Source organism: Oceanobacillus sp. CF4.6, assembly GCF_051262635.1.
Classification (GTDB): Bacteria; Bacillota; Bacilli; order Bacillales; family Amphibacillaceae; genus Oceanobacillus.
The window spans coordinates 295246-316391 of the sequence record NZ_JBIMEX010000002.1 but is presented as its reverse complement, the minus strand read 5'-3'; the positions used below and the strand labels follow the sequence as shown (position 1 = coordinate 316391).

General features: G+C 39.2%; 20 protein-coding genes. 13 read left to right on the top strand and 7 right to left on the bottom strand.

The window, feature by feature from the left end; translation table 11 throughout:
- Positions 1–64: 64 nt before the first annotated feature.
- Positions 65–391 carry a hypothetical protein gene (locus ACHABU_RS05160; protein ID WP_435762988.1) on the top strand — a complete coding sequence of 109 codons (327 nt, stop codon included), beginning with the start codon at positions 65–67 and terminating at the stop codon, positions 389–391.
- Between the two features lie 57 nt (positions 392–448).
- Here ACHABU_RS05160 and ACHABU_RS05155 read toward each other — a convergent pair whose 3' ends face one another.
- Together ACHABU_RS05155 and ACHABU_RS05150 are read right to left on the bottom strand one after the other, a co-directional pair.
- The gene (locus ACHABU_RS05155) at positions 449–1315 is read right to left on the bottom strand and encodes a YitT family protein (protein ID WP_435762984.1); all 867 of its coding nucleotides are present in this window, start codon (positions 1313–1315) and stop codon (positions 449–451) included.
- A gap of 121 nt (positions 1316–1436) precedes the next feature.
- Positions 1437–1898 carry a CoxG family protein gene (locus ACHABU_RS05150; RefSeq protein WP_435762981.1) on the bottom strand — a complete coding sequence of 154 codons (462 nt, stop codon included), beginning with the start codon at positions 1896–1898 and terminating at the stop codon, positions 1437–1439.
- Positions 1899–2066: 168 nt separating this feature from the next.
- Between ACHABU_RS05150 and ACHABU_RS05145 the strand changes: the two genes are divergently transcribed.
- A complete protein-coding gene (locus tag ACHABU_RS05145) occupies positions 2067–2267 on the top strand; it encodes a small, acid-soluble spore protein, alpha/beta type (RefSeq protein ID WP_435762979.1) in 201 nt (66 codons plus the stop codon).
- A 107-nt stretch (positions 2268–2374) separates the two neighbouring features.
- Here the strand turns inward: ACHABU_RS05145 and ACHABU_RS05140 are convergent, their stop codons facing one another.
- Positions 2375–3469 carry a branched-chain amino acid aminotransferase gene (locus ACHABU_RS05140; RefSeq protein ID WP_435762977.1) on the bottom strand — a complete coding sequence of 365 codons (1095 nt, stop codon included), beginning with the start codon at positions 3467–3469 and terminating at the stop codon, positions 2375–2377.
- 151 nt (positions 3470–3620) lie between these two features.
- On the opposite strand from ACHABU_RS05140, the gene ACHABU_RS05135 reads away from it, so the two are divergent.
- Entirely contained in the window at positions 3621–4403 is a 783-nt protein-coding gene (locus ACHABU_RS05135; RefSeq protein WP_435762975.1) for an HAD family hydrolase, read from the top strand.
- Positions 4404–4449: 46 nt separating this feature from the next.
- Here the strand turns inward: ACHABU_RS05135 and serA are convergent, their stop codons facing one another.
- Positions 4450–6036, bottom strand: coding sequence for a phosphoglycerate dehydrogenase (gene serA / locus ACHABU_RS05130; protein WP_435762973.1), 1587 nt, complete (start codon positions 6034–6036; stop codon positions 4450–4452).
- 216 nt (positions 6037–6252) lie between these two features.
- Between serA and ilvD the strand changes: the two genes are divergently transcribed.
- The 10 genes from ilvD (at position 6253) to rpiA (ending at position 18453) form a co-directional block, all read left to right on the top strand.
- A complete protein-coding gene (ilvD, locus tag ACHABU_RS05125) occupies positions 6253–7935 on the top strand; it encodes a dihydroxy-acid dehydratase (RefSeq protein ID WP_435762971.1) in 1683 nt (560 codons plus the stop codon).
- Between the two features lie 597 nt (positions 7936–8532).
- Positions 8533–10254: a biosynthetic-type acetolactate synthase large subunit gene (gene ilvB / locus ACHABU_RS05120; RefSeq protein WP_435762969.1), complete on the top strand. Its 1722-nt coding sequence runs from the start codon at positions 8533–8535 to the stop codon at positions 10252–10254.
- Entirely contained in the window at positions 10251–10769 is a 519-nt protein-coding gene (gene ilvN / locus ACHABU_RS05115) for an acetolactate synthase small subunit (protein WP_435762966.1), read from the top strand. The genes ilvB and ilvN overlap by 4 nt, the downstream gene beginning before the upstream one ends.
- 43 nt (positions 10770–10812) lie before the next feature.
- A complete protein-coding gene (gene ilvC / locus ACHABU_RS05110; protein ID WP_435762964.1) occupies positions 10813–11847 on the top strand; it encodes a ketol-acid reductoisomerase in 1035 nt (344 codons plus the stop codon).
- Complete coding sequence (locus ACHABU_RS05105) at positions 11834–13381, top strand: 2-isopropylmalate synthase (RefSeq protein WP_435762962.1); 1548 nt, start codon at positions 11834–11836, stop codon at positions 13379–13381. The genes ilvC and ACHABU_RS05105 overlap by 14 nt, the downstream gene beginning before the upstream one ends.
- 25 nt (positions 13382–13406) lie before the next feature.
- A complete protein-coding gene (gene leuB, locus ACHABU_RS05100; RefSeq protein ID WP_435762960.1) occupies positions 13407–14513 on the top strand; it encodes a 3-isopropylmalate dehydrogenase in 1107 nt (368 codons plus the stop codon).
- An 18-nt stretch (positions 14514–14531) separates the two neighbouring features.
- The gene (gene leuC / locus ACHABU_RS05095; protein ID WP_435762958.1) at positions 14532–15938 is read left to right on the top strand and encodes a 3-isopropylmalate dehydratase large subunit; all 1407 of its coding nucleotides are present in this window, start codon (positions 14532–14534) and stop codon (positions 15936–15938) included.
- A 14-nt stretch (positions 15939–15952) separates the two neighbouring features.
- On the top strand, positions 15953–16534 hold the full coding sequence (gene leuD, locus ACHABU_RS05090) for a 3-isopropylmalate dehydratase small subunit (protein WP_435762956.1): 582 nt from the start codon (positions 15953–15955) through the stop codon (positions 16532–16534).
- A 94-nt stretch (positions 16535–16628) separates the two neighbouring features.
- Entirely contained in the window at positions 16629–17597 is a 969-nt protein-coding gene (gene ilvA, locus ACHABU_RS05085; protein ID WP_435762954.1) for a threonine ammonia-lyase, read from the top strand.
- Between the two features lie 178 nt (positions 17598–17775).
- Positions 17776–18453: a ribose-5-phosphate isomerase RpiA gene (rpiA, locus tag ACHABU_RS05080; RefSeq protein ID WP_435762952.1), complete on the top strand. Its 678-nt coding sequence runs from the start codon at positions 17776–17778 to the stop codon at positions 18451–18453.
- Between the two features lie 526 nt (positions 18454–18979).
- Here rpiA and ACHABU_RS05075 read toward each other — a convergent pair.
- From ACHABU_RS05075 to ACHABU_RS05065, 3 genes are read right to left on the bottom strand one after another with little or no spacing between them, the layout of a single operon-like run.
- On the bottom strand, positions 18980–19762 hold the full coding sequence (locus ACHABU_RS05075) for a 2-keto-4-pentenoate hydratase (protein WP_435762950.1): 783 nt from the start codon (positions 19760–19762) through the stop codon (positions 18980–18982).
- 12 nt (positions 19763–19774) lie between these two features.
- Positions 19775–20602 carry an FAD synthetase family protein gene (locus ACHABU_RS05070; protein WP_435762948.1) on the bottom strand — a complete coding sequence of 276 codons (828 nt, stop codon included), beginning with the start codon at positions 20600–20602 and terminating at the stop codon, positions 19775–19777.
- 27 nt (positions 20603–20629) lie between these two features.
- Positions 20630–21109 carry a flavin reductase family protein gene (locus ACHABU_RS05065; RefSeq protein WP_435762946.1) on the bottom strand — a complete coding sequence of 160 codons (480 nt, stop codon included), beginning with the start codon at positions 21107–21109 and terminating at the stop codon, positions 20630–20632.
- Between the last annotated feature and the right edge of the window lie 37 nt (positions 21110–21146).

Below are 21146 nucleotides of genomic sequence, written 5' to 3'. Positions count from 1 at the left end.
ACTAACCTATATTAACGGAAGGAAGTAAAGATTTTTCATTAACTTCGTGATTGGGCTGGTGAGATTGAGGAAACTAAAGTTTATAATTAGTCTTTCATTTGCAATTTTTGCATCTATGCAACTAATGGAAGCAGAAGCAGCTGTTGTGGAAAATGATTTTTATGGAACAACCGATGTGCAGCATGATTGGAAAGAGTATGGTACCGATATAAATGTTTTTCAAACCGATTCACACGATGTTACATATTGGAAAAACTTTATGAGGTATAGTCGCACATGTAATATTTCTCATAAGGTTAAAACGGTCGTATATTATTGTGAGTTGCATGATCATACGAAGTCTGAAACGTTTTTGGAAGATATCACCCATAGCGTAAATCATTCCCATTAACATAATTTTATTTTAGAATAAACAAGCACGCCTTTTATGGCGTGCTTGTTTATATTGCTATAATTTTTGTCCATAATATCTGTCCAATGAAAATCCTCTACCAAGAATCTCCGACGCATTTAAGAATATGACAAAAGATGTTGGTGCTTCTTTTTGCAAAATCTTCTTGAGTTGGACGGCTTCGGGTTGTTCAGTGACACATAGGATCATCGTTTTATTAAGATTGGAGTACCCACCAACAGAGCGGACCTTTGTAAGTCCACGGTCGATTTCATCATGAATGAGGGTCTGAATCTTTTCCTCTTCTTCTGTAATGATTAAGATGAGTTTTGTTGCAGAAGTCCGTAATTGTACAAAGTCAATCGCTTTTCCTGAGATATAAATTGCTAATAGGGCAAATAAAGTGAGCTCTAGGTTAAAGACGATAATGGAAGTCGTAACGACGATTCCGTCTACGATAAATTGGGAATAGCCACTGGATATACCCGTAAATTTTTTGACAATCTGGGCAATGGCAGCTGTACCACCAGTAGAGCCGTTTCCTTTATAAACAATACCAAGTCCAACCCCAAGCAAAATACCGCCGTACAATGCCCCTAGAAACGGATTTGTGACAGTGAGAGGGATATCGGCTGTAAGAAAGATGATAAAAGGAACCCAAAACGTACCTACTAAGGATTTAAAACTGAAATCTTTACCTAAAGCAATCCAGCCAATAATAAATATGGGTATGTTAATCATGGATTGAATGAGTGCAGGACTTAATGCATATAGTTCGAACAATATGGTGCTCACCCCAGAAATGCCGCCTGCTGCAAGTCTTGAGGGGAGGAAAAATACATTGTAGGATAAACCAACAAGTGTAGCCCCTAAAATGATATACATATATTGGGACACTGATTTATTGCGTACTATTTTGTTCATGTTGTTTTTCCTTTCCATGTGAAGATGCATCTTATACTTTATCACTGAGCAGGAAAGGAGTAAATAGCTATCCTTTTTAAATGTACATATGGATTCCCGTATAAAAAAACCATGTATAGGCTTATACCGTTAATCTTAACTTTTCGTGTTCCATAATTTTTACGGTTACTTTTTCAGTTAGATTTTTTCCAATCTTTGGTACTACTGTTTTTAATATTGGGTTTACCATTGGTCCCATCATTCCTTTTACAGTAACGTTCAGACTACCGGTTACTTGGGTTTTCTTTTCAGATAGTGCTGTTGCCCGAAAGTATCCTTCTCCAATACACGTTTCATTTAGCCCACTAAGATGAAAATGGATATTCGATGGTTCAACCCATTCTGTAATATGAACGTTCAAACTTACTGTTCGGTTCATAACTCCAATATCGCCATGTATTTTCCAAATGGATTCCGTCTTATTAAGAATGCGATGATCGGCATAACCTGGCACAAGTTCAGCCCAATTATTCATGTCGCTAATAAAACTCCATATTTTGTAAATTGGTAAGTCTATTTCTATATGATGCATACTGTTTGCCACTTAATGTTTCTCCTCCTTATGTACATCTGTTCAAATTAACATGCAAGTCTAATATATGTGGCGGGTTGTTTGTTTAGACCAATTTTAAAGGAGGAATAAAATAACTAACACTACAGATGATAAGTGGGAACAGACTTTTTCTGTTCAATACACCGAGGAGTGATCTGGATGGCTGACAACAATCGAAATCAATTGTTAGTGCCTGGTGCTGGGAATGCAGTAGACAAGATGAAAGCAGAAATTGCAAGTGAATTCAATGTTGAACTTGGAGCTGACACAACTGCACGTGAAAACGGTTCGGTGGGTGGCGAAATGGTCAAACGAATGATTAAGATCGCCGAAGAAAGTATGACAAACGGAAACAAGTAGTTAGGCAAACTAAAAAGGCTACCTTTTAGGGAAAACCCCTTAAAGGTAGCCTTTTTAAGCTTAGCCACTATAGAAGAACGGCGCATGACAGCGATTTCTATAGTGAATTAATTTTTTACAGTACTTTTTGTTTCCACTTTCACGGTCCAGTTAAATGGATCTTCCATTTTGCCATATTGGATATCTGTAATGGTATCGTATATTTTTTGGGAGATTTCTCCTGTTTTTCCTTCGTTGACAATCATATCTTCGCCTTCCGATGTCAACTGACCAATTGGAGAGATGACGGCAGCTGTACCTGAACCGAATGCTTCTTCAAGTTTTCCGTCCTGATGTGCCTGGCGTAATTCTTCCATGGAAATTCTTCTTTCGGAAACAGGTATATCCCAATGTTTAAGAAGACGGATTACAGAGTCTCTTGTTACTCCAGCAAGGATACTGCCGTTAAGCATTGGAGTTACAACTTCCCCGTCAATTTTGAAAAATACGTTCATACTACCTACTTCTTCGATATATTTCTGTTCTACGCCGTCCAGCCATAGAACTTGAGCAAAGCCTTCTTTACCAACCAATTCCTGTGCTTTTAGGCTTGATGCATAGTTACCACCCGTTTTTGCTTCGCCAGTTCCACCTTTAACAGCACGAACGTAATGATTTTCAACGGCAATTTTTACCGGGTTGATTCCCTCTTTGTAATACGCCCCAACAGGTGATAAAATAACAATTAATTTATAATGACATGCTGGTGCAACACCGATATATGGTTCAGTTGAAATGATAAACGGGCGAATATAGAGGGACGTGCCTTCTGCATCAGGGACCCAGTCTTTTTCCACGGTTATCAGCTGTTTAATTGCTTTTAATACAAATTCTTCATCAATTGGTGGAATTACAAGGCGATCGTTGGAATGATTTAAACGCTCCAAGTTTTTTGTTGGTCTGAATAATTGAATTTCTCCGTCTTCTGTGCGAAATGCCTTTAGTCCTTCAAAAACGGATTGACCATAATGGAATACCATAGCGGATGGTTCGATCGTTAGAGGTTGATATGGTACAATGCTCGCATTATGCCACCCTAAAGGATCAGAATAATCCATTACAAACATATGGTCCGTAAATGTCTTTCCAAAAATAAGCTGATCTGATTTAGGTTTTTGTTTTTTTGTTTCACTCAGTTGTACGCGAATAGTTTGGTCTTCCATATCAATTGTCTCCTTAGTTATGTTTATAAATTTCTATTAATCATAAGGGATAAATTAAATTTGCGCAACACTTAATTTTTAATTAATTTTGTTAAATTATAATTACAGTAGTATGCTAGAAAGAAAAAATAGGTGTGGGGGAGCTGTAAAAATGGTTAAAGCAGTATTTTTTGATTTGGATGATACATTGCTCTGGGATGAAAAAAGTGTGAAAGATGCTTTTGAAAAAACATGTAAACTGGCGAGTGAGAAATATGATATTAATCCAAATGAGTTGGAAGCCAAAGTAAGGGAACATGCAAGGGAAATCTATGCTTCCTATGATACATATAATTTCACGAAGATGATAGGGATCAATCCTTTTGAAGGACTGTGGGCCAATTTTCTGGATAAGGGTGAGGAATTTGGCAAGCTGAAGGAAATCGCTCCGAATTATCGAAAAGATGCCTGGACGAGAGGGTTAATTGACTTAGGGATAGATGATCCAGAATTTGGTATAGAACTTGCAGAGGCTTTTCCTAGGGAGCGGAAGAAAACGGCTCTTTTATTTGATGATGCGATTCAAGTGTTGGAGGAACTGAAAGGAAACTACAAGCTGTTGCTGTTGACAAATGGATCACCTGATTTGCAACATACGAAGCTTGATTTGACACCGGAGCTTGTGCCTTATTTTGATCATATTGTAATTTCTGGTGGCTTTGGTAAGGGGAAACCAGATCCATCTATCTTTGAACACGCATTGGGACTTCTATCACTTAAAAACAAGGAGGTTATCATGGTAGGAGATAACTTGAACACCGATATTTTAGGAGCAGAACGAGCGGGCATCCGTTCTGTATGGATCAACCGCCATAAAAAAGCACAAGGGAAGACAATACCAACCTATGAAATTTCGGGATTGGATGAACTTTTGCCGATAATCGAGAAGCTATAATGTAAAAAGCACATCGCCCTCGAAAAGGTGTGATGTGCTTTTACGATTAAAGATCTATTGCAGTAACTTCTTTAATTTCATCGAGGCTCTTTAACTCCTCCAATGCTTCCGTTTCCAGGTGCTTGTCGATCGTTAGGATCATGATGGCATTTCCGCCAACATCTGAGCGATCTACCTGCATGGTAGCAATATTGATATTATGTTTTGCAATAGTGCTTCCCATACGACCGATAACACCGGGCTGGTCTGTATGCTGAATAACTACCATATGCCCTTTAGGGGTAACATCCACACTATAATCGTCAACTTTTACTAGTCTTGGTCCAAAACCATTCAATAATGTGCCGGCTACTTTTCGACGTCCTGATTTGCTCTTAATTTCAACAGTAATCAGATTGGTAAAACCTTTGGTGGATGAAGTTTTGCTTTCTTTTACGGTAATCCCTTTTTTATCGGCAAGATACAGTGCATTTACGTCATTCACATGACTTCCCAAATAGCGTTTTAGAATCCCTTTTACTGTATTTCTTGTTAATGGTGCTACTTCAATTTCGGATAAATCGCCGGAGTACGTAATGTATACTTCTTCGGCAACTTCATTTGTCAAATCAATTAGGAACGTACCGAGTTTCTCAGCCAGATGAAAATAGGGCTCAATTTTATGCATGATTTCACTTGGAACAGAAGGGAGATTGACAGGATTTTTGACAACATCGCCATTCAAAAAGCGGATAACATCATGGCTCACATCGATGGCTACAATTTCTTGAGCTTCTATGGTGCTGGCACCTAGATGTGGCGTTGCGACAACTTGTTCTAATTCCAGTAACTTATGGTCGACAAACGGCTCTTCTTCAAAAACATCGAGTGCAGCCCCTGCAACCTTCCCGGAAACAATCGCATCATACAATGCATCTTCATCAATGATTCCCCCACGGGCACAATTGATAATCTGAACGCCATTTTTCATGATTTTAAAAGCCTGTGCGTTAATCATATGCCTTGTTTCTTTCATCAACGGGGTATGTACTGTAATAAAATCGGCTTTTTTTAATACTTCTTCCAATGTGCCATAACCGATTCCCATTTGTTCGGCTTTTTCCTCCGTCAAGAATGGATCATATGCAATAACGTTCATCCGCTGACCTTTGGCACGTGCAGCTACTTCCACGCCAATTCTACCAAGGCCCACAATGCCCAAGGTTTTGTTTTTTATTTCCACACCGACATATTTCTTTCGGTCCCATTGTCGGTTTTTTAATGCATGGAAGGCTTGTGGAATGTTTCTAGACAAGGCCATAATCATTGCTATCGTATGCTCTGCAGCTGAATTGGTATTTCCATTAGGGGCATTCACAACGATAATTCCATTTTCAGTCGCCGCTTCCAGGTCGATATTATCTACGCCGACACCAGCACGCCCGATTATTTTCAGGTTCGTTGCTTTTAGAATTAATTCCCTTGTTACTTGAGTTTGACTGCGAACTAGTAGAGCATCGAATTCACCAATACGATTTCCCAGTTCTTCAGGACTTAAATTCGTTTCCATCACAATTGTGAAATTATCTGTTTCGCGTAAAGGTTGAATGCCCTCCTCGCTTAGTGGATCACTAATTAAAACGTTAAATGTCATAATTATTCATCCTTCCGTTAATAAATCTCCATTTATAATTCAATATAGCAATATCAAATAAGTTGTCAATATTATTTATAATCAAAAGATTGATTCTTGGAAAATAACCCTAATATGCAAGCGCTTTAAAAATAAATGACCTTTTAATTTGATAAAATTGATTGAAGTATTAAAAAATTAGTCATATAATAGTTCGAAAGAAAGGTGGTTTTCTATATGGGTAAAGATTTACGTATAAACAGTAAAGCATTTGATGGAACGATGAGGTCTCCGAATCGTGCCATGCTTCGAGCGGTTGGTATAACGGATGAAGACTTCAAGAAACCAATGATAGGGGTTGCCAGCACATGGGCAGAGGTTACTCCATGTAACATACATATTAATGATTTAGCTTTCAGTGCGAAAAAAGGTGTGAGAGAAGCTGGTGGGGTACCATTAATCTTTAATACGATTACTGTTTCTGACGGAATCTCGATGGGAACACAAGGAATGCGATATTCGCTTCCGAGTCGTGATGTGATTGCTGATTCCATTGAAACAGTTGTAGGAGCTGAAAATCTAGATGGACTTGTTGCAATCGGAGGTTGTGATAAAAATATTCCAGGCTGTATGATTGCGATAGCTAATTCCGGTGTCCCTGCAGCATTTATCTATGGGGGAACAATCGCACCAGGACAACACAAAGGAAAAGATATTGATCTTGTTTCCGTATTTGAAGGTGTCGGAAAACATAATAATGGCGACATTGATGACAACGAACTTAGATCCATCGAATGTAGTGCATGTCCTGGTGCAGGTGCATGTGGTGGTATGTATACCGCAAACACGATGGCATCTGCAGTAGAAGCGATGGGTATGAGTTTACCTGGAAGTTCATCAAACCCTGCAGAATCAGCTGAAAAGGCTGAAGACGTAAAAGCAGCAGGAGAAGCAGTTTACAATATGCTGGAAAATGGTATTTATCCAAAAGATATTATGACAAAAGAAGCATTTGAAAATGCCATTACAGTTGTTATGGCACTTGGCGGGTCCACAAATGCAATTCTTCACCTGCTTGCAATTGCACATGCAGCGGAAGTCGACTTGTCGATTGACGATTTCAACCGTATGCAAGAGAAAGTACCACATCTTGCTGATCTGAAACCAAGTGGAAGATTTGTTATGCAAGACTTACATCGTGTTGGTGGCGTACAAGCCGTGATGAAACTATTACTTGAAAATGGCTATTTGCATGGAGATTGTTTGACTGTAACTGGGAAAACAATTGCAGAAAATTTGGCAGATGCACCATCACTTCAAGAAAATCAACAGGTTATTATGCCTTTTGAAAATCCAAAACGTAAAGATGGTCCACTCATTATCTTGAAAGGGAATCTTTCCCCAACAGGTGCAGTGGCCAAAGTTTCTGGTGTAAAAGTAAAACGTCATACCGGTCCTGCACGTGTGTTCAATAACGAGGTTGATGCTACTGCTGCGGTAATGGCCAATGAAATTAATGATGGGGATGTTCTTGTCATCCGCTATGTGGGTCCTAAAGGTGGTCCAGGAATGCCGGAGATGCTTTCCATTTCGAGTATTCTTGTTGGAAAAGGTATGGGTGAATCTGTGGCGCTTCTGACAGACGGTAGATTTTCAGGTGGAACGCATGGCTTAGTTGTTGGACATATTTCTCCAGAGGCACAAGACGGAGGTCCGATTGCATTCTTGAAAGAAGGCGATCTCGTAACAATTGATTCCGACAAAAGAGAGATCTCAATGGATGTTTCCGAGGAAGAATTGGAAGCAAGACGTAGAGAATGGGAGGCGCCTGCATTGTATAAGAAGGGTGTACTCGGAAAATATGCACATAATGTTTCCTGTTCATCCAAAGGGGCAGTTACAGATTATTTGAATAAATAAATTTTAGTAGCTTCAGTTTGGAACTGAAGCTACTTTTTTAATTTTTATTTAATAATCGTGGGTTTCTTGACATGTCAACCATGTAAACGCAATCATTAAATTGAACAAAATGAAATTATCAAAAAACTTCGGAAAACCTATTGACTCACATCCAAAAACGTTATATGATTATCCGCAATATCAGAATCATTCAACAAACGTATTTTTCTGAATAAGTAATCCAAAAAATCCTATAATTTTAAAAAACGACAACCAAATAAATTAACTCGATGACGAGAAAAAAGGAACTTGTTACATGTACTCACAGAGAGCTGGGGTTGCTGGAAGCCCAGAAGTACATATTGTTCTGACATCTTCTCTGAGTGCCGCTTTGAACGGAGGAAACTCCCATTAGATTCGGTCAGGTGCACATTTGTTGTACCTGTTATCAATAAAGGCTGATTGCCAGCTTGCCAAGGTAGTATTCGCGAGGATGCTATGAACATGGGTGGTACCGTGAAAAGAAGACTCTTTTCTCCCCAATATTCTGATTTTATGCAGATTATAGGGAGAGAAGGGTCTTTTTTTATTCAATTATGACTTGAGGAGGTTGCAATAGTGAAAGTAGATGCTAGTCGTGAAGTGGAAGTAAAGGGGAAATTGGTAACCGGGGCTGATATTTTAGTTCAAACGCTGATTGACGCTAATGTGGATACTGTGTTCGGTTATCCGGGTGGAGCAGTATTACCAATCTATGATGCATTGTATCGTAATGAAACACCTTTTGAGCATATACTTTCTCGCCATGAGCAAGGGTCGATTCATGCGGCAGAAGGATATGCACGTGTTACAGGAAAGCCTGGAGTCGTTATTGCAACATCTGGTCCAGGTGCCACTAACCTGATAACGGGAATTACAGATGCGATGATGGATTCCTTGCCACTCGTTATATTCACCGGTCAGGTCGCAAAAAATGTAATTGGGACAGATGCTTTCCAGGAAGCAGATATAATGGGGCTAACGACACCAATTACAAAATACAATTATCAGGTGAATGAAATAGCTGATTTACCAAGAATTGTAAAAGAAGCTTTTCATATTGCATCAACAGGAAGACCAGGTCCGGTCGTCGTCGATATTCCAAAAAATATCTCAGCGAATATCACGTTAGATGATTATGAAGATGATTTTTATTTGCCGGGGTATCAGCCAACCATTAAACCGAATCCAATGCAGATTATTAAACTAGCAGATGCTCTAAGTCGCGCTAAGCGGCCACTGCTGCTCATAGGTGCAGGAACACTTTTCGCAAATGCATCTGAAGAACTGAAGCAATTCGCTGAAAAGTATCAATTACCCGTAACAAGTACGCTGCTTGGGCTTGGAAGTTTCCCGGGGTCAAATGAGCTATTCTTGGGAATGGCAGGAATGCATGGCACCTATGCAGCTAACATGGCTATCTATGAAAGTGACCTGTTAATCAATATAGGGGCAAGATTTGATGACCGATTAACCGGTAATATTGAACATTTCGCTCCATCAGCAAAGGTTGCTCATATTGATATCGATCCAGCCGAAATCGGAAAAAATATTGAAACGCATATTCCGGTAGTTGCAGATGCGAAGAAAGCATTAATCGCACTATTAAACACGAAGATTGAAATGCAAAATGTCCAAGATTGGATGGATAAACTGCAGCAAAACAAAAAGGAATATCCTTTATGGTATGAACGTACGGAAACACCATTATCACCACAATGGCTGATTGAACAGGTTTACAACGTATCAAAGGGTGAGGCAATTGTAACTACTGATGTTGGACAGCATCAAATGTGGGCAGCACAGTTTTACACATTTGATAAACCAAATAACTGGGTAACATCTGGCGGGCTTGGAACAATGGGATTTGGTTTCCCTGCAGCTGTTGGAGCCCAACTCGGTAGGCCAGACGATCTTGTTATATCAATTGTTGGTGATGGAGGATTCCAAATGATGTTCCAGGAATTATCCGTTGTGAAACAAAGAAATCTACCTGTTAAAGTAATTATCGTCAATAATGAAGCACTTGGAATGGTAAGACAATGGCAAGAAAGTTTTTATGAAGAAAGATATTCGGAATCGCTGTTTTCTGATAACCCTGACTTCGTAAAGCTAGCTGAAAGTTATGGCATCAGAGGAGTTAGAGTTGAAAATGAAAAGGATGTAATTAAAACGTTGGAAGACATTTTTTCATATGATGGGCCTGTTGTCGCTGACTTCCGCGTGGTTAGGAAAACATCTGTATATCCAATGATTGCACCAGGTAAAGGAATTCATGAAATGGTCGGGGTGAGAAAATGAAACGTATTATAACTGCAACGGTTCAGGATCATGGAGGAGTTTTAAACAGAATTACCGGAATGCTCAATAAACGGCAATTCAATATTGAGAGCATTTCAGTCGGAGCTTCTGAAACGGAAGGTATCTCAAAAATGACATTCGTCGTTGAAATCAGTGATAGTCAGAAACTGGAGCAGCTGACAAAACAATTAAACAAACAAATTGATGTATTGAAAGTATCTGACATAACGGATAAAGCAATGGTGGCCAGGGAACTGGCATTAATCAAAGTAATGGGAACAGGGCATACTAGAGCTGAAATTCAAGGGATCATTAATCCATTTCGTGCATCTGTAATCGATGTAAGCAAGGATAGTATGACCATACAAGTTACAGGTCGTCCAGATAAAGTGGATGCACTGATAGCGTTACTCAGACCTTATGGTATAAAGGAACTAACAAAAACCGGTGTAACAGCATTCCTAAGGGGACAGCAACCGGATAATGTAGCAGAAATAAATACAATGATTAATTAAATTAAAAATAAATCGAACATTAAAAATGGAGAGGAAGATTTAAATGGCTAAAGTACTATATGAAAATGATATCAATAAAGAGGTATTGGAAGGTAAGAAAATCGCAGTAGTAGGATATGGTTCACAAGGGCATGCACATTCATTAAACCTTCGTGAAAGTGGCTATGATGTTGTTATTGGACTAAGACCTGGTAAATCACAGCAAAAAGCGGAAGAAGATGGCTTTAAAGTATTTCCGGTAGCAGAGGCAGTTAAGCAAGCAGATGTTGTTATGATTCTTCTACCAGATGAAACACAGCCAAAAGTTTATGAAGAAAGTATCAAGGATAATCTAGAGGCTGGAAATGCACTTGTTTTCGCGCATGGTTTCAACATCCACTTTAGTCAGATTGTACCACCAGCAGATGTTGACGTGTTCCTAGTAGCACCAAAAGGACCAGGACATCTTGTAAGAAGAACCTATGAAGGCGGCGCTGGTGTACCAGCATTATTCGGTGTTTATCAGGATGTTACAGGCAAAGCAACAGAAATTGCTTTGGCATATGCACAAGGAATTGGTGCTGCAAGAGCGGGTGTTCTTGAGACAACATTCCAGGAAGAAACAGAAACCGATTTGTTTGGTGAACAGGCAGTTCTATGTGGTGGGGTAACAAGCTTAATTAAAGCAGGTTTTGAAACATTAACAGAAGCAGGTTATCAGCCTGAGGTTGCTTATTTTGAGTGTATGCATGAAATGAAACTAATTGTAGATCTTCTTTATGAAGGTGGATTAGAAAACATGCGTTATTCTATCTCAGATACTGCACAATGGGGAGATTTCGTATCAGGTCCACGTGTTGTAGATGCGGAAACAAAAGGAAGAATGAAAGATATTCTAACAGATATCCAAGATGGTAAATTTGCTAAAGGATGGATTCTTGAAAACCAAGCAGGTCGTCCACAATTTAATGCAATTAATAATAAAGAAAACAAGCATCAAATCGAAACAGTTGGAAAGGAGCTCCGTGATTTAATGCCTTTTGTTAAAAATCCAATTGATTCTAAACAAAAGGATGTGAAAGTTCATGTCACAAATTAAGATTTTTGACACAACACTTCGGGACGGAGAACAATCACCAGGGGTTAACTTGAACAAACAAGAAAAACTAGAAATTGCAAGGCAATTAGAACGTTTTGGAGTTGACCGGATGGAGGCAGGATTTCCTGCTTCCTCCAAAGGTGACTTTGAAGCAGTAAAGGCAATTGCCGATACAATTAAAAATACTTCTGTTATTGGTTTGGCAAGAACAATTAAATCAGATGTGGATATTGCCTGGAACGCATTAAAGGGAGCAGAAAATCCTGCTATCCATCTTTTCTTAGCCACATCTCCAATTCATATGGAATATAAATTGAAGAAAACACCTGAAGAGGTAATTGAGACTGCGGTCAGCATGGTTTCTTATGCCAAGCAGAAGTTCAATGAGATTGAATGGTCTGCTGAAGATGCAACAAGATCAGATTGGAAATTCCTTGCCGAGATCATTGAAAAAGTGATTGATGCAGGTGCAACGGTTATTAATCTTCCCGATACTGTTGGCTATACAACACCAGTAGAATATGGAAAACTATTCCGCTATATTTCTGAAAATGTTCCGAATATTGATCGGGTTGCACTTTCTTGCCATTGCCATAATGATCTTGGTATGGCAGTTGCAAATTCCATTGCAGCTGTTGAAAATGGTGCAACACAGGTAGAAGGAACGATTAACGGAATTGGTGAACGTGCCGGAAATGCAGCTCTAGAAGAAGTAGCAGTGGCATTGAAGATACGTTCTGATTATTATCCGTATGAGACAGGACTCAAATTAAATGAAATTAAACGTACGAGTGACATTGTTGCGAAACTGACAGGAATGTATGTGCAGGCCAACAAAGCTATTATAGGACGAAATGCTTTTGCACATGAATCAGGTATCCATCAGGATGGTGTATTGAAAAATGCGGAGACTTATGAAATCATAACTCCGGAATTGGTTGGAGTTACATCCAACACACTATTTTTAGGAAAACATTCCGGTCGTCATGCCTTTAAAGATAAAGTTAAGGAATTTGGAGTTGAACTTTCAGAGCAAGAGTTGAAAGAAGCCTTTGATCAATTCAAGAAATTAACGGACCATAAGAAGGAAGTAACAGATGACGATTTGTATACGATTGTTATGGAAATCAAAACAGACTCCTCATCAATCAATAAATACCAACTGGAAAAATTCCAGGTTCAATACGGTACAGAAAATGTGCCTACTGCAACTGTAGTATTGAAAACGCCGGATGGAAAGACAGTAGAAAATTCCTGTCCAGGTCAAGGTAGTGTTGAGGCACTTTATAAAACGATTGATAGTTTAATAGAGGAAAACATTAAATTGGTAGATTACCAGCTAAATTCGGTAGGTGGGGGTAAGGATGCATTAGCCGAGTCACACGTGCAGTTAATTGTAAATGGTGAAACTGTCAATGGCAGAGGATCCGCACAAGATGTCTTGCAGGCATCTGCCAACGCATTTATTAATGCAGTCAATCGCTATATGATCAAAATGAATACAGCTAAAATGAAAGAGTTGGTTAGCGAATAAACTTTATAAAGGAGGGACCTCAGCTATGGATAAGCAAATCATTCTTCTACCAGGTGATGGAATCGGAAGAGAAATAATGGAATCTGCAAAACTAGTTTTAACAGCAATAGCAATGGAGTACAACCATAAATTTACGTTTCATGAACATGCAATAGGTGGAGATGCCATAGATAAGTATGGCGTGCCATTACCTGAGGATACGGTAAATGCATGCTTGAGTGCAGATGCTATTTTGCTTGGTGCAGTTGGGGGTCCTAAGTGGGATTCTATCCCTGTTCACCTCAGACCAGAAAAGGGCTTACTTGGAATTCGTAAATCACTTGGGCTTTTCGCTAATTTGCGTCCAGTAAAAGGGTTTGCATCGTTGCTTCATGCTTCTCCGCTCAAGGAAGAAATTATTAAAGGCAGTGACATTATGATTGTTCGTGAACTTACGGGTGGACTTTACTTCGGTCAACCAAGTGAAAGACGGGATAATGGTAATGTGGTAGTTGATACGCTTTATTATCACAGAACAGAGATGGAACGGATCATAGAGAAAGGGTTTCAAAGTGCAAGGATTCGTAACAAACACCTGACTTCTGTTGATAAAGCAAATGTGCTTGAATCGAGCCGTATGTGGCGGGAAATAGTTAATGAAAAAGCGAAGGATTACCCTGATGTGACTGTAGAACATTTACTTGTTGATGCAGCCGCAATGAAATTAATCACACAGCCAAATCAATTTGATGTCATTGTAACTGAAAACTTGTTTGGTGATATTTTGAGTGATGAGGCATCTGTACTTACAGGGTCTCTCGGAATGCTACCATCTGCAAGTGTTCGAACAGATGGAGTGGGACTGTATGAGCCTGTTCATGGATCGGCACCGGATATAGCCGGGAAAAATGTAGCAAACCCGCTTGGAATGATTTTATCTGCAGCTTTAATGCTACGTTATTCATTTGGGTTGGAAGAGGAAGCTTCTGAAATCGAAAGCGCAGTAAATGAATGTATGGAACAAGGATATCATACTGCAGATTTGAAATTAAACGGTGGGAAACAAGTTAGTACAAAGAAAATGACTGAAATTGTGCTTGGAAATCTGACTACAAAGCGTATATCTGATTCGATTTGCAATTCGTATGTCTAATGGGTGAGGTGTAAAGAGATGGGGAAACCAGAAACAATTATCGAAAAAATATGGAATAAACATGTTGTACATCACGAGGCGGGGAAGCCTGATTTATTATATATTGACCAGCATTTGGTCCATGAAGTTACTTCTCCACAGGCCTTTGAAGGTCTTAGACTGGCAAACAGAAAAGTCCGTCGCCCCGAATTAACGTATGCGACAATGGACCACAATGTCCCAACGAAAGACCGGCATATTGTAAAAGATGAAATTTCAAAAAAACAGATGGAAACATTAAGGGAAAACTGTGAAGCCTTTGGCATTAAACTTGCCGACATGTTTCATCCAGATCAAGGTATCGTACATGTTATTGGACCACAGCTAGGACTGACCCAGCCAGGAAAGACGATTGTTTGTGGGGATAGCCATACATCGACTCATGGTGCATTTGGTGCTTTGGCATTTGGTATAGGTACAAGTGAAGTGGAACATGTTTTGGCAACCCAAACGATCTGGCAGGAGAAACCAAAAACGTTGAATGTTAAAGTAGAAGGCGACCTTGGACCAGGTGTTACTGCTAAAGATTTAATTTTGGCGATTATTGGTAAATTTGGCGTACGGTTCGGTACAGGATATGTAATGGAATATACCGGTGATGCAATTCGGAAGTTATCGATGGAAGGCCGAATGACGATTTGTAATATGTCCATTGAAGCTGGTGCAAGAGCAGGGCTTATTAGTCCGGATCAGACAACTGTAGCTTATTTGGAAGGCAGAGAATACGTTCCAAAAGGAAAAGAATTCGAAAATACTGCTTCTGAATGGTTAGATTTGGCTACAGACGCTGGTGCTGAATACGACGAAACAGTGATTATACATGCTGATGAAATTGAGCCTCAGGTAACTTGGGGTACGAACCCAGGTATGTGTGTTCCAGTAAGTGGAAGTACACCAGTTCTTGATGAGGTGGAACATAAAGAGGATATAAAAAGAGCACTTGAATATATGGGTCTTGAAGAAAACCAACCGATTACTTCTATAGAAATCGATCATGTATTCATCGGTTCTTGTACAAATTCTCGCTTAGGTGATCTACAAAAGGCGGCATCGGTAATTCAAGGAAGAAAAGTAAAGGATTATGTAAAGGCAATCGTTGTACCTGGTTCATTTAGTGTCAAGCTTCAAGCGGAAGAACTTGGATTGGATAAAGTATTTACGGAAGCTGGATTCGAATGGCGGGAATCTGGATGCAGCATGTGTCTAGGTATGAATGATGACATCGTACCTCCAGGTGGTCGTTGTGCTTCTACATCTAACCGTAATTTTGAGGGTAGACAAGGAAATGGAGCACGTACACATCTAGTAAGTCCCGAAATGGCTGCAGCAGCTGCAATCAAGGGACACTTCGTTGATGTACGTCAATTTTCAGGAGTACTAAACTAGGGAGGTGGCAAAACATGGAGGCAATACAGGAACATAAAGGGTTGGTCTATCCATTAGATCGTGCCAATATTGATACGGATCAAATTATACCGAAGCAATTTCTAAAAAGAATTGAACGTACCGGATTTGGCCAATTTTTATTTTATAACTGGCGTTTTGATGATGAAGGTAAACCACGCGAGGATTTTGCGCTGAATCAGCCGCAATATCAAGAGGCTTCTATACTAATAGCAGGCGAGAATTTCGGCTGTGGATCATCAAGAGAGCATGCACCTTGGGCATTGACAGACTTTGGTTTCAAGGTAATCATTGCACCTAGTTTTGCGGATATCTTTTATAATAATGCATTAAAAAATGGTATTGTTCCTATCAAGATGGAAGAAGATAAATTAACGAAGTGGATGCAAAAAGCGGAGAACACTTCTTTTGTTTTATATGTGGACTTAGAAAATCAACAGATTACAGATGATGAAGGAACTGTCGTTAGCTTTGACATCCCGGAATATCATAAAGAAAAGCTTTTGAATGGTTGGGATGATATCGCCTTGACATTACTTCAGGAAGAAAAAATTGTAGAATATGAGAATAAAGTCTAAGTATTTAAGTGGATGTTCCAAAACGCTAAGATTGATTTAAAGGAGAGTGAATTGTCTTGGGGATTGCTTAACGGGTGAGAAGGTATACCATGCAATGAAACGGCTGGCACCCATTGTTCATCGTACACCATTGTTAACATCACATACGACAGATAATTTAGTTGGAAAGAATGTATACTGCAAAATGGAAAACCAGCAAAAAACAGGTGCATTCAAATTTCGGGGAGCAAGTTTTAAATTAATGCAGTTATCGCGGGAACAACTTGCAAAAGGAGTAATAACTGCATCAGCAGGTAATCATGCACAGGGAGTGGCCAATGCAGCTGCCAAACTTGGTGTGAAAGCGACGATTTATATGGCAGAAGGGACACCACTGGCAAAAATAAATGCAACCCGTAATTATGGTGCAGAAGTGGTTTTAACCGGGGAAAGTTTCCAGGAAGCCTATCGTGCATCGATCGAACAGCAATTGGTTTCGGGTGCGATTTATATCCATCCTTTTGATGATTACGATGTTATGGCCGGTCAAGGAACCATTGCAATGGAAATGCTTCGCCAGGAAGATAGAATCGATACAATTCTCGTCCCAATCGGCGGTGGAGGATTGATTAGTGGAATCGCGGTTGCAGCAAAACACGTGAACAGGAATATTAAAATAATTGGTGTTCAGTCCGAGGGAGCATCTGCGATTCATGAAAGTTATCATTCTAACATGGTAAAGAACCTGTCCAAGGTTTCCACGATTGCAGAGGGAATTGCAGTTAAAGAACCTGGAAAATTAACTTTCCCAATCATTCAGGAATATGTAGATGATATTGTAACTGTAAAGGATGAAGAAATTGCATCTGCAATCATCTACATGCTGGAACGTAATAAAACATTGATGGAGGGAGCCGGAGCAGCAGCATTGGCAGCCTTATTCGCCCATCATGATAAGATAAAATCAAGACATTGTGGAGTAATTGTAAGTGGAGGAAACCTTGATATTGGAAAGATGTCCGAGATCCAGATACTTGCTGAACAATTGCATCCCATAATAGAAAAATCTTATATGGCACTTTAGCAATTTTTTTATAGACATAAAATCTTCCAATTTACATTTAAATTGGAAGATTTTTCCGTTAAAAGACTCGCATATGCGGATCCTTTTTTTAACCTTTTTAGTGCCTGTCACTCCCCGGATTTTGTCGAATGGTGGCAATAAGTTATAATAATTAATAGATAGAGGAGGAGGATTTCTAATGGTGAGCGAGCAAGATCGCATGAAGAAAGCAGTTGGAGAAGAAGCAGCTGCATTTGTTAAAGATGGCATGAAAGTCGGGTTGGGGTCAGGTTCAACTGTTTATTGGATGATCCGAAAACTGGGGGAGCTCGTGGAAAATGGCTTAAAAATAGAAGGTATACCATCTTCTACGCAAACAGCAAATTGGGCAAATGAATTTGGTGTACCACTCACTGATTTTTCAAAAGTGAAGAAGTTGGATATTACAATTGATGGTGCCGATGAAGTTGATGAGAATCTGCATATGATTAAAGGCGGTGGAGCAGCATTATTTCGAGAAAAAATTATTGCTCAAGCAGCGAAAGAACTAATTATTATTGTGGATGCTTCGAAAATGGTAACCAATTTAGGTAAGTATCCATTGCCTATTGAAATTTTGCCTTTTGCTTGGGAGCGAACTGCAAATGAAATTTCCAAACTTGGTTGTGTACCGAAACTCAGAAAAAAGGATACGGAAATTGTTATTACTGATAATGGAAACTACATACTTGATTGTCCATTTGATGTCATTACAGATCCAACAAAATTAAATGAAGAAATTAAAAGGATTGTCGGTGTCGTTGAAACAGGATTATTTATCGGAATGGCAAATAGAATCATTGTTGGCGATGGTGAAAATATAAATATCGTGGAATAGATCGTATAAAATATAGGTGAGCAACAGAAGCGAGCAGTAAGGTATTTTACTTATATTATAAATGGTTAATCGCCGTTTAAATTTAAACATAAAATCCTACCTGAGAGAGACCCTAATGGGTTTACTTCAGATGCGCAAACCATTCATTCACAAGCAAAAGATAGCAGTGATATTCACAATAGAATTCACTGCCTTTTTTATTGGCGTATAAGGATTTGTTGCTCTTTTGATAATGCGATAGTAAAACAAGCTGTCTATATTGTGTCACTACCAGAGAGGGTAATATAAAAATTTTAACATTGCTAACTACAGTTATGGCTACATTCTCGTTAGCCGGATGGGGTGTTAGCAATCGGAGTTGTCCGTTCCTAAGATTAAAGTGAAATAAATACGACAGAAAGTATCTATTCCTAATCAAGTATGACTTTTTAGAGATTCTTCAAGAAAAATAAAGAAGATAGTTAGCAGTTACTATCTTCATAAAAGGACCAACTATTTTTATTCTTTCGGAAGAAGTACCGAAAATCTATTTTCCAAACTCAATCGTTACGGTTCCCAGTCCTGCAAATTCCGCTTTGAACGTATCTCCATTTTGTACAGCTACAGCTTTGGCAAGTGCACCTGCAAGAATTACCTCACCCTGATGAAGTGCAATATCATATTCACCTAAAGCGTTGGCAAGCCAGACTACTGCTTCTAAAGGATTCCCCAAAACCGCAGATCCTAGTGCCTGATCTAAAAACTCCCCGTTTTGATACACTGTCATTTCTACATTCGGTAGATCAAGATCTTCCAATCTTTTCTTGCTCTTACCAAATACAGCTCCGGCAGACGAACCGTTATCTGCTACGGTATCTTCGAACTTGATTTTCCAATCTTTAATTCGGCTGTCAATAAGTTCTGCTGCTGGAACAACATAATCGACTGCTTGTTTTACATCTTCCAATGTAACACCAGGGCCTTTAAGGGATTGCTTCAAAACGAAAGCAATTTCGAATTCCACTTTTGGAGAAATGAAACGTTCAGCATCGATCTGTGTACCTTCTGAAAAAATCATATCATCGAGTATGTGACCATAGTCGGGACGGTCGACACCTAGCATCTCTTGCATTGCTTTACTTGTCAGTCCAATTTTTTTCCCTTTAATGGTAGCTCCATTTCTTTTCCGCTCTTCTACATAATTCAATTGAATTTGATATGCATCGTTAACGGAAATAGTCGTATCTGTATCTGTAAAGGCATCGATTGGCTGTCTGTTTTTCTCTGCTTCATAAATTTCCATTGCGGCATCTTTTATCTTTTCAACCATATCTTAAACTCCTCATCTCTCTATAAAATCATATAACATTTCATTAGACAGACATTTCCTCCATCTAACGGAAATGTTTGAACCGTTAAGGTCATGTTTTAACTTTTTATCTAAAATTTCGAACTTGCTTATCTCTGGGTCGTTTTCGATTTTTGTATAAAAGATTTCACTTCCGGAGTTAATTGTCACTTCATACACGCCACTTCCAGGCAGCATGTAATAGTTTTCAGGTGAAAAATAATCGTTTGTAATTTTCCCTTTTACTTTATATAAACGTCCCATCATTGCTGAAAGGTCTTCTAACCGACCTTCAGCGATTGTATTTCTGATACGGGTGGAGCTTATCTTCTGTCCCAAGTACTCCATTTTATTGACCTTTGTTACATCCAATTTCCCGGAAGAATCCTCTATCATACGGTCAATCGTACCCGCCCCCATTTTGCCATACTTAAAATCATACCCTGCCACCGCATGAACGGTACCGAACTTTAATAGGTAGTTATCCAAGTATTCCTGAGGGGAGAGGGAGGCGAATTCTCTATTAAACGCTACAATATAAAATCGATCTACCCCTAATGTTTCCAGCACATCTGCTTTTTCCTGTAAAGGCATCAAATAGTCAAACTTTTTCTTTCCACCTGAAAGGACAACTTTAGGATGGGGGAAAAAGCTCATCACAGTTAAATCCACAGCTCTTTTTTCAGCTTCTTCTTTAGCCGCTAGTATTACTTTTTGGTGCCCTTTGTGAATCCCATCGAAAAAACCTAAAGCGATTACATTTTCATTGGAATGTTCCTGCCAATATGTCAGGTTTTGTGAATTTAAGTAGATTGTTTTCATTAGCTTTCTCCCCCTCCTATTTATAGTTTAGACCGACACATTTTCTAATTCTTTCAGTTCACGGTATTTACCACAGTTGAAAATTAACGGATCACCATCTTGCAAGTCCAATCCTGTCACACGTCCGATAAACAATGTATGATCTCCTTCGACGTGTTCATTGTAGACTTCACAAGAAAGTTGAGCCAAGGCATTTCTCACGACAGGTACTTGTTCTAAATAATCGAATTTGAACGCATCTTCCATTTTCTTCTGACCAGCAAAAATCATGGATTCTTCTTGTTGCTCGCGAGATAGAACATTTACTGAAAAACGCATTGTCTCCTTTATCATTTCAAGCATCTTTGCATCTTCCTTAATCGATATAACAATCAATTTTGGATCAAGCGATACAGACATGAAAGCATTTGCTGTCATACCGTGGATTTTACCATCCGTTTCCGTTGCAATCACATTTACCCCAGTTGCGAATTTCCCCATTGCATTTCTAAATTGACGATCATCCATTAAAATTACCTCCCATAAATAATTAAATGCTCGATTG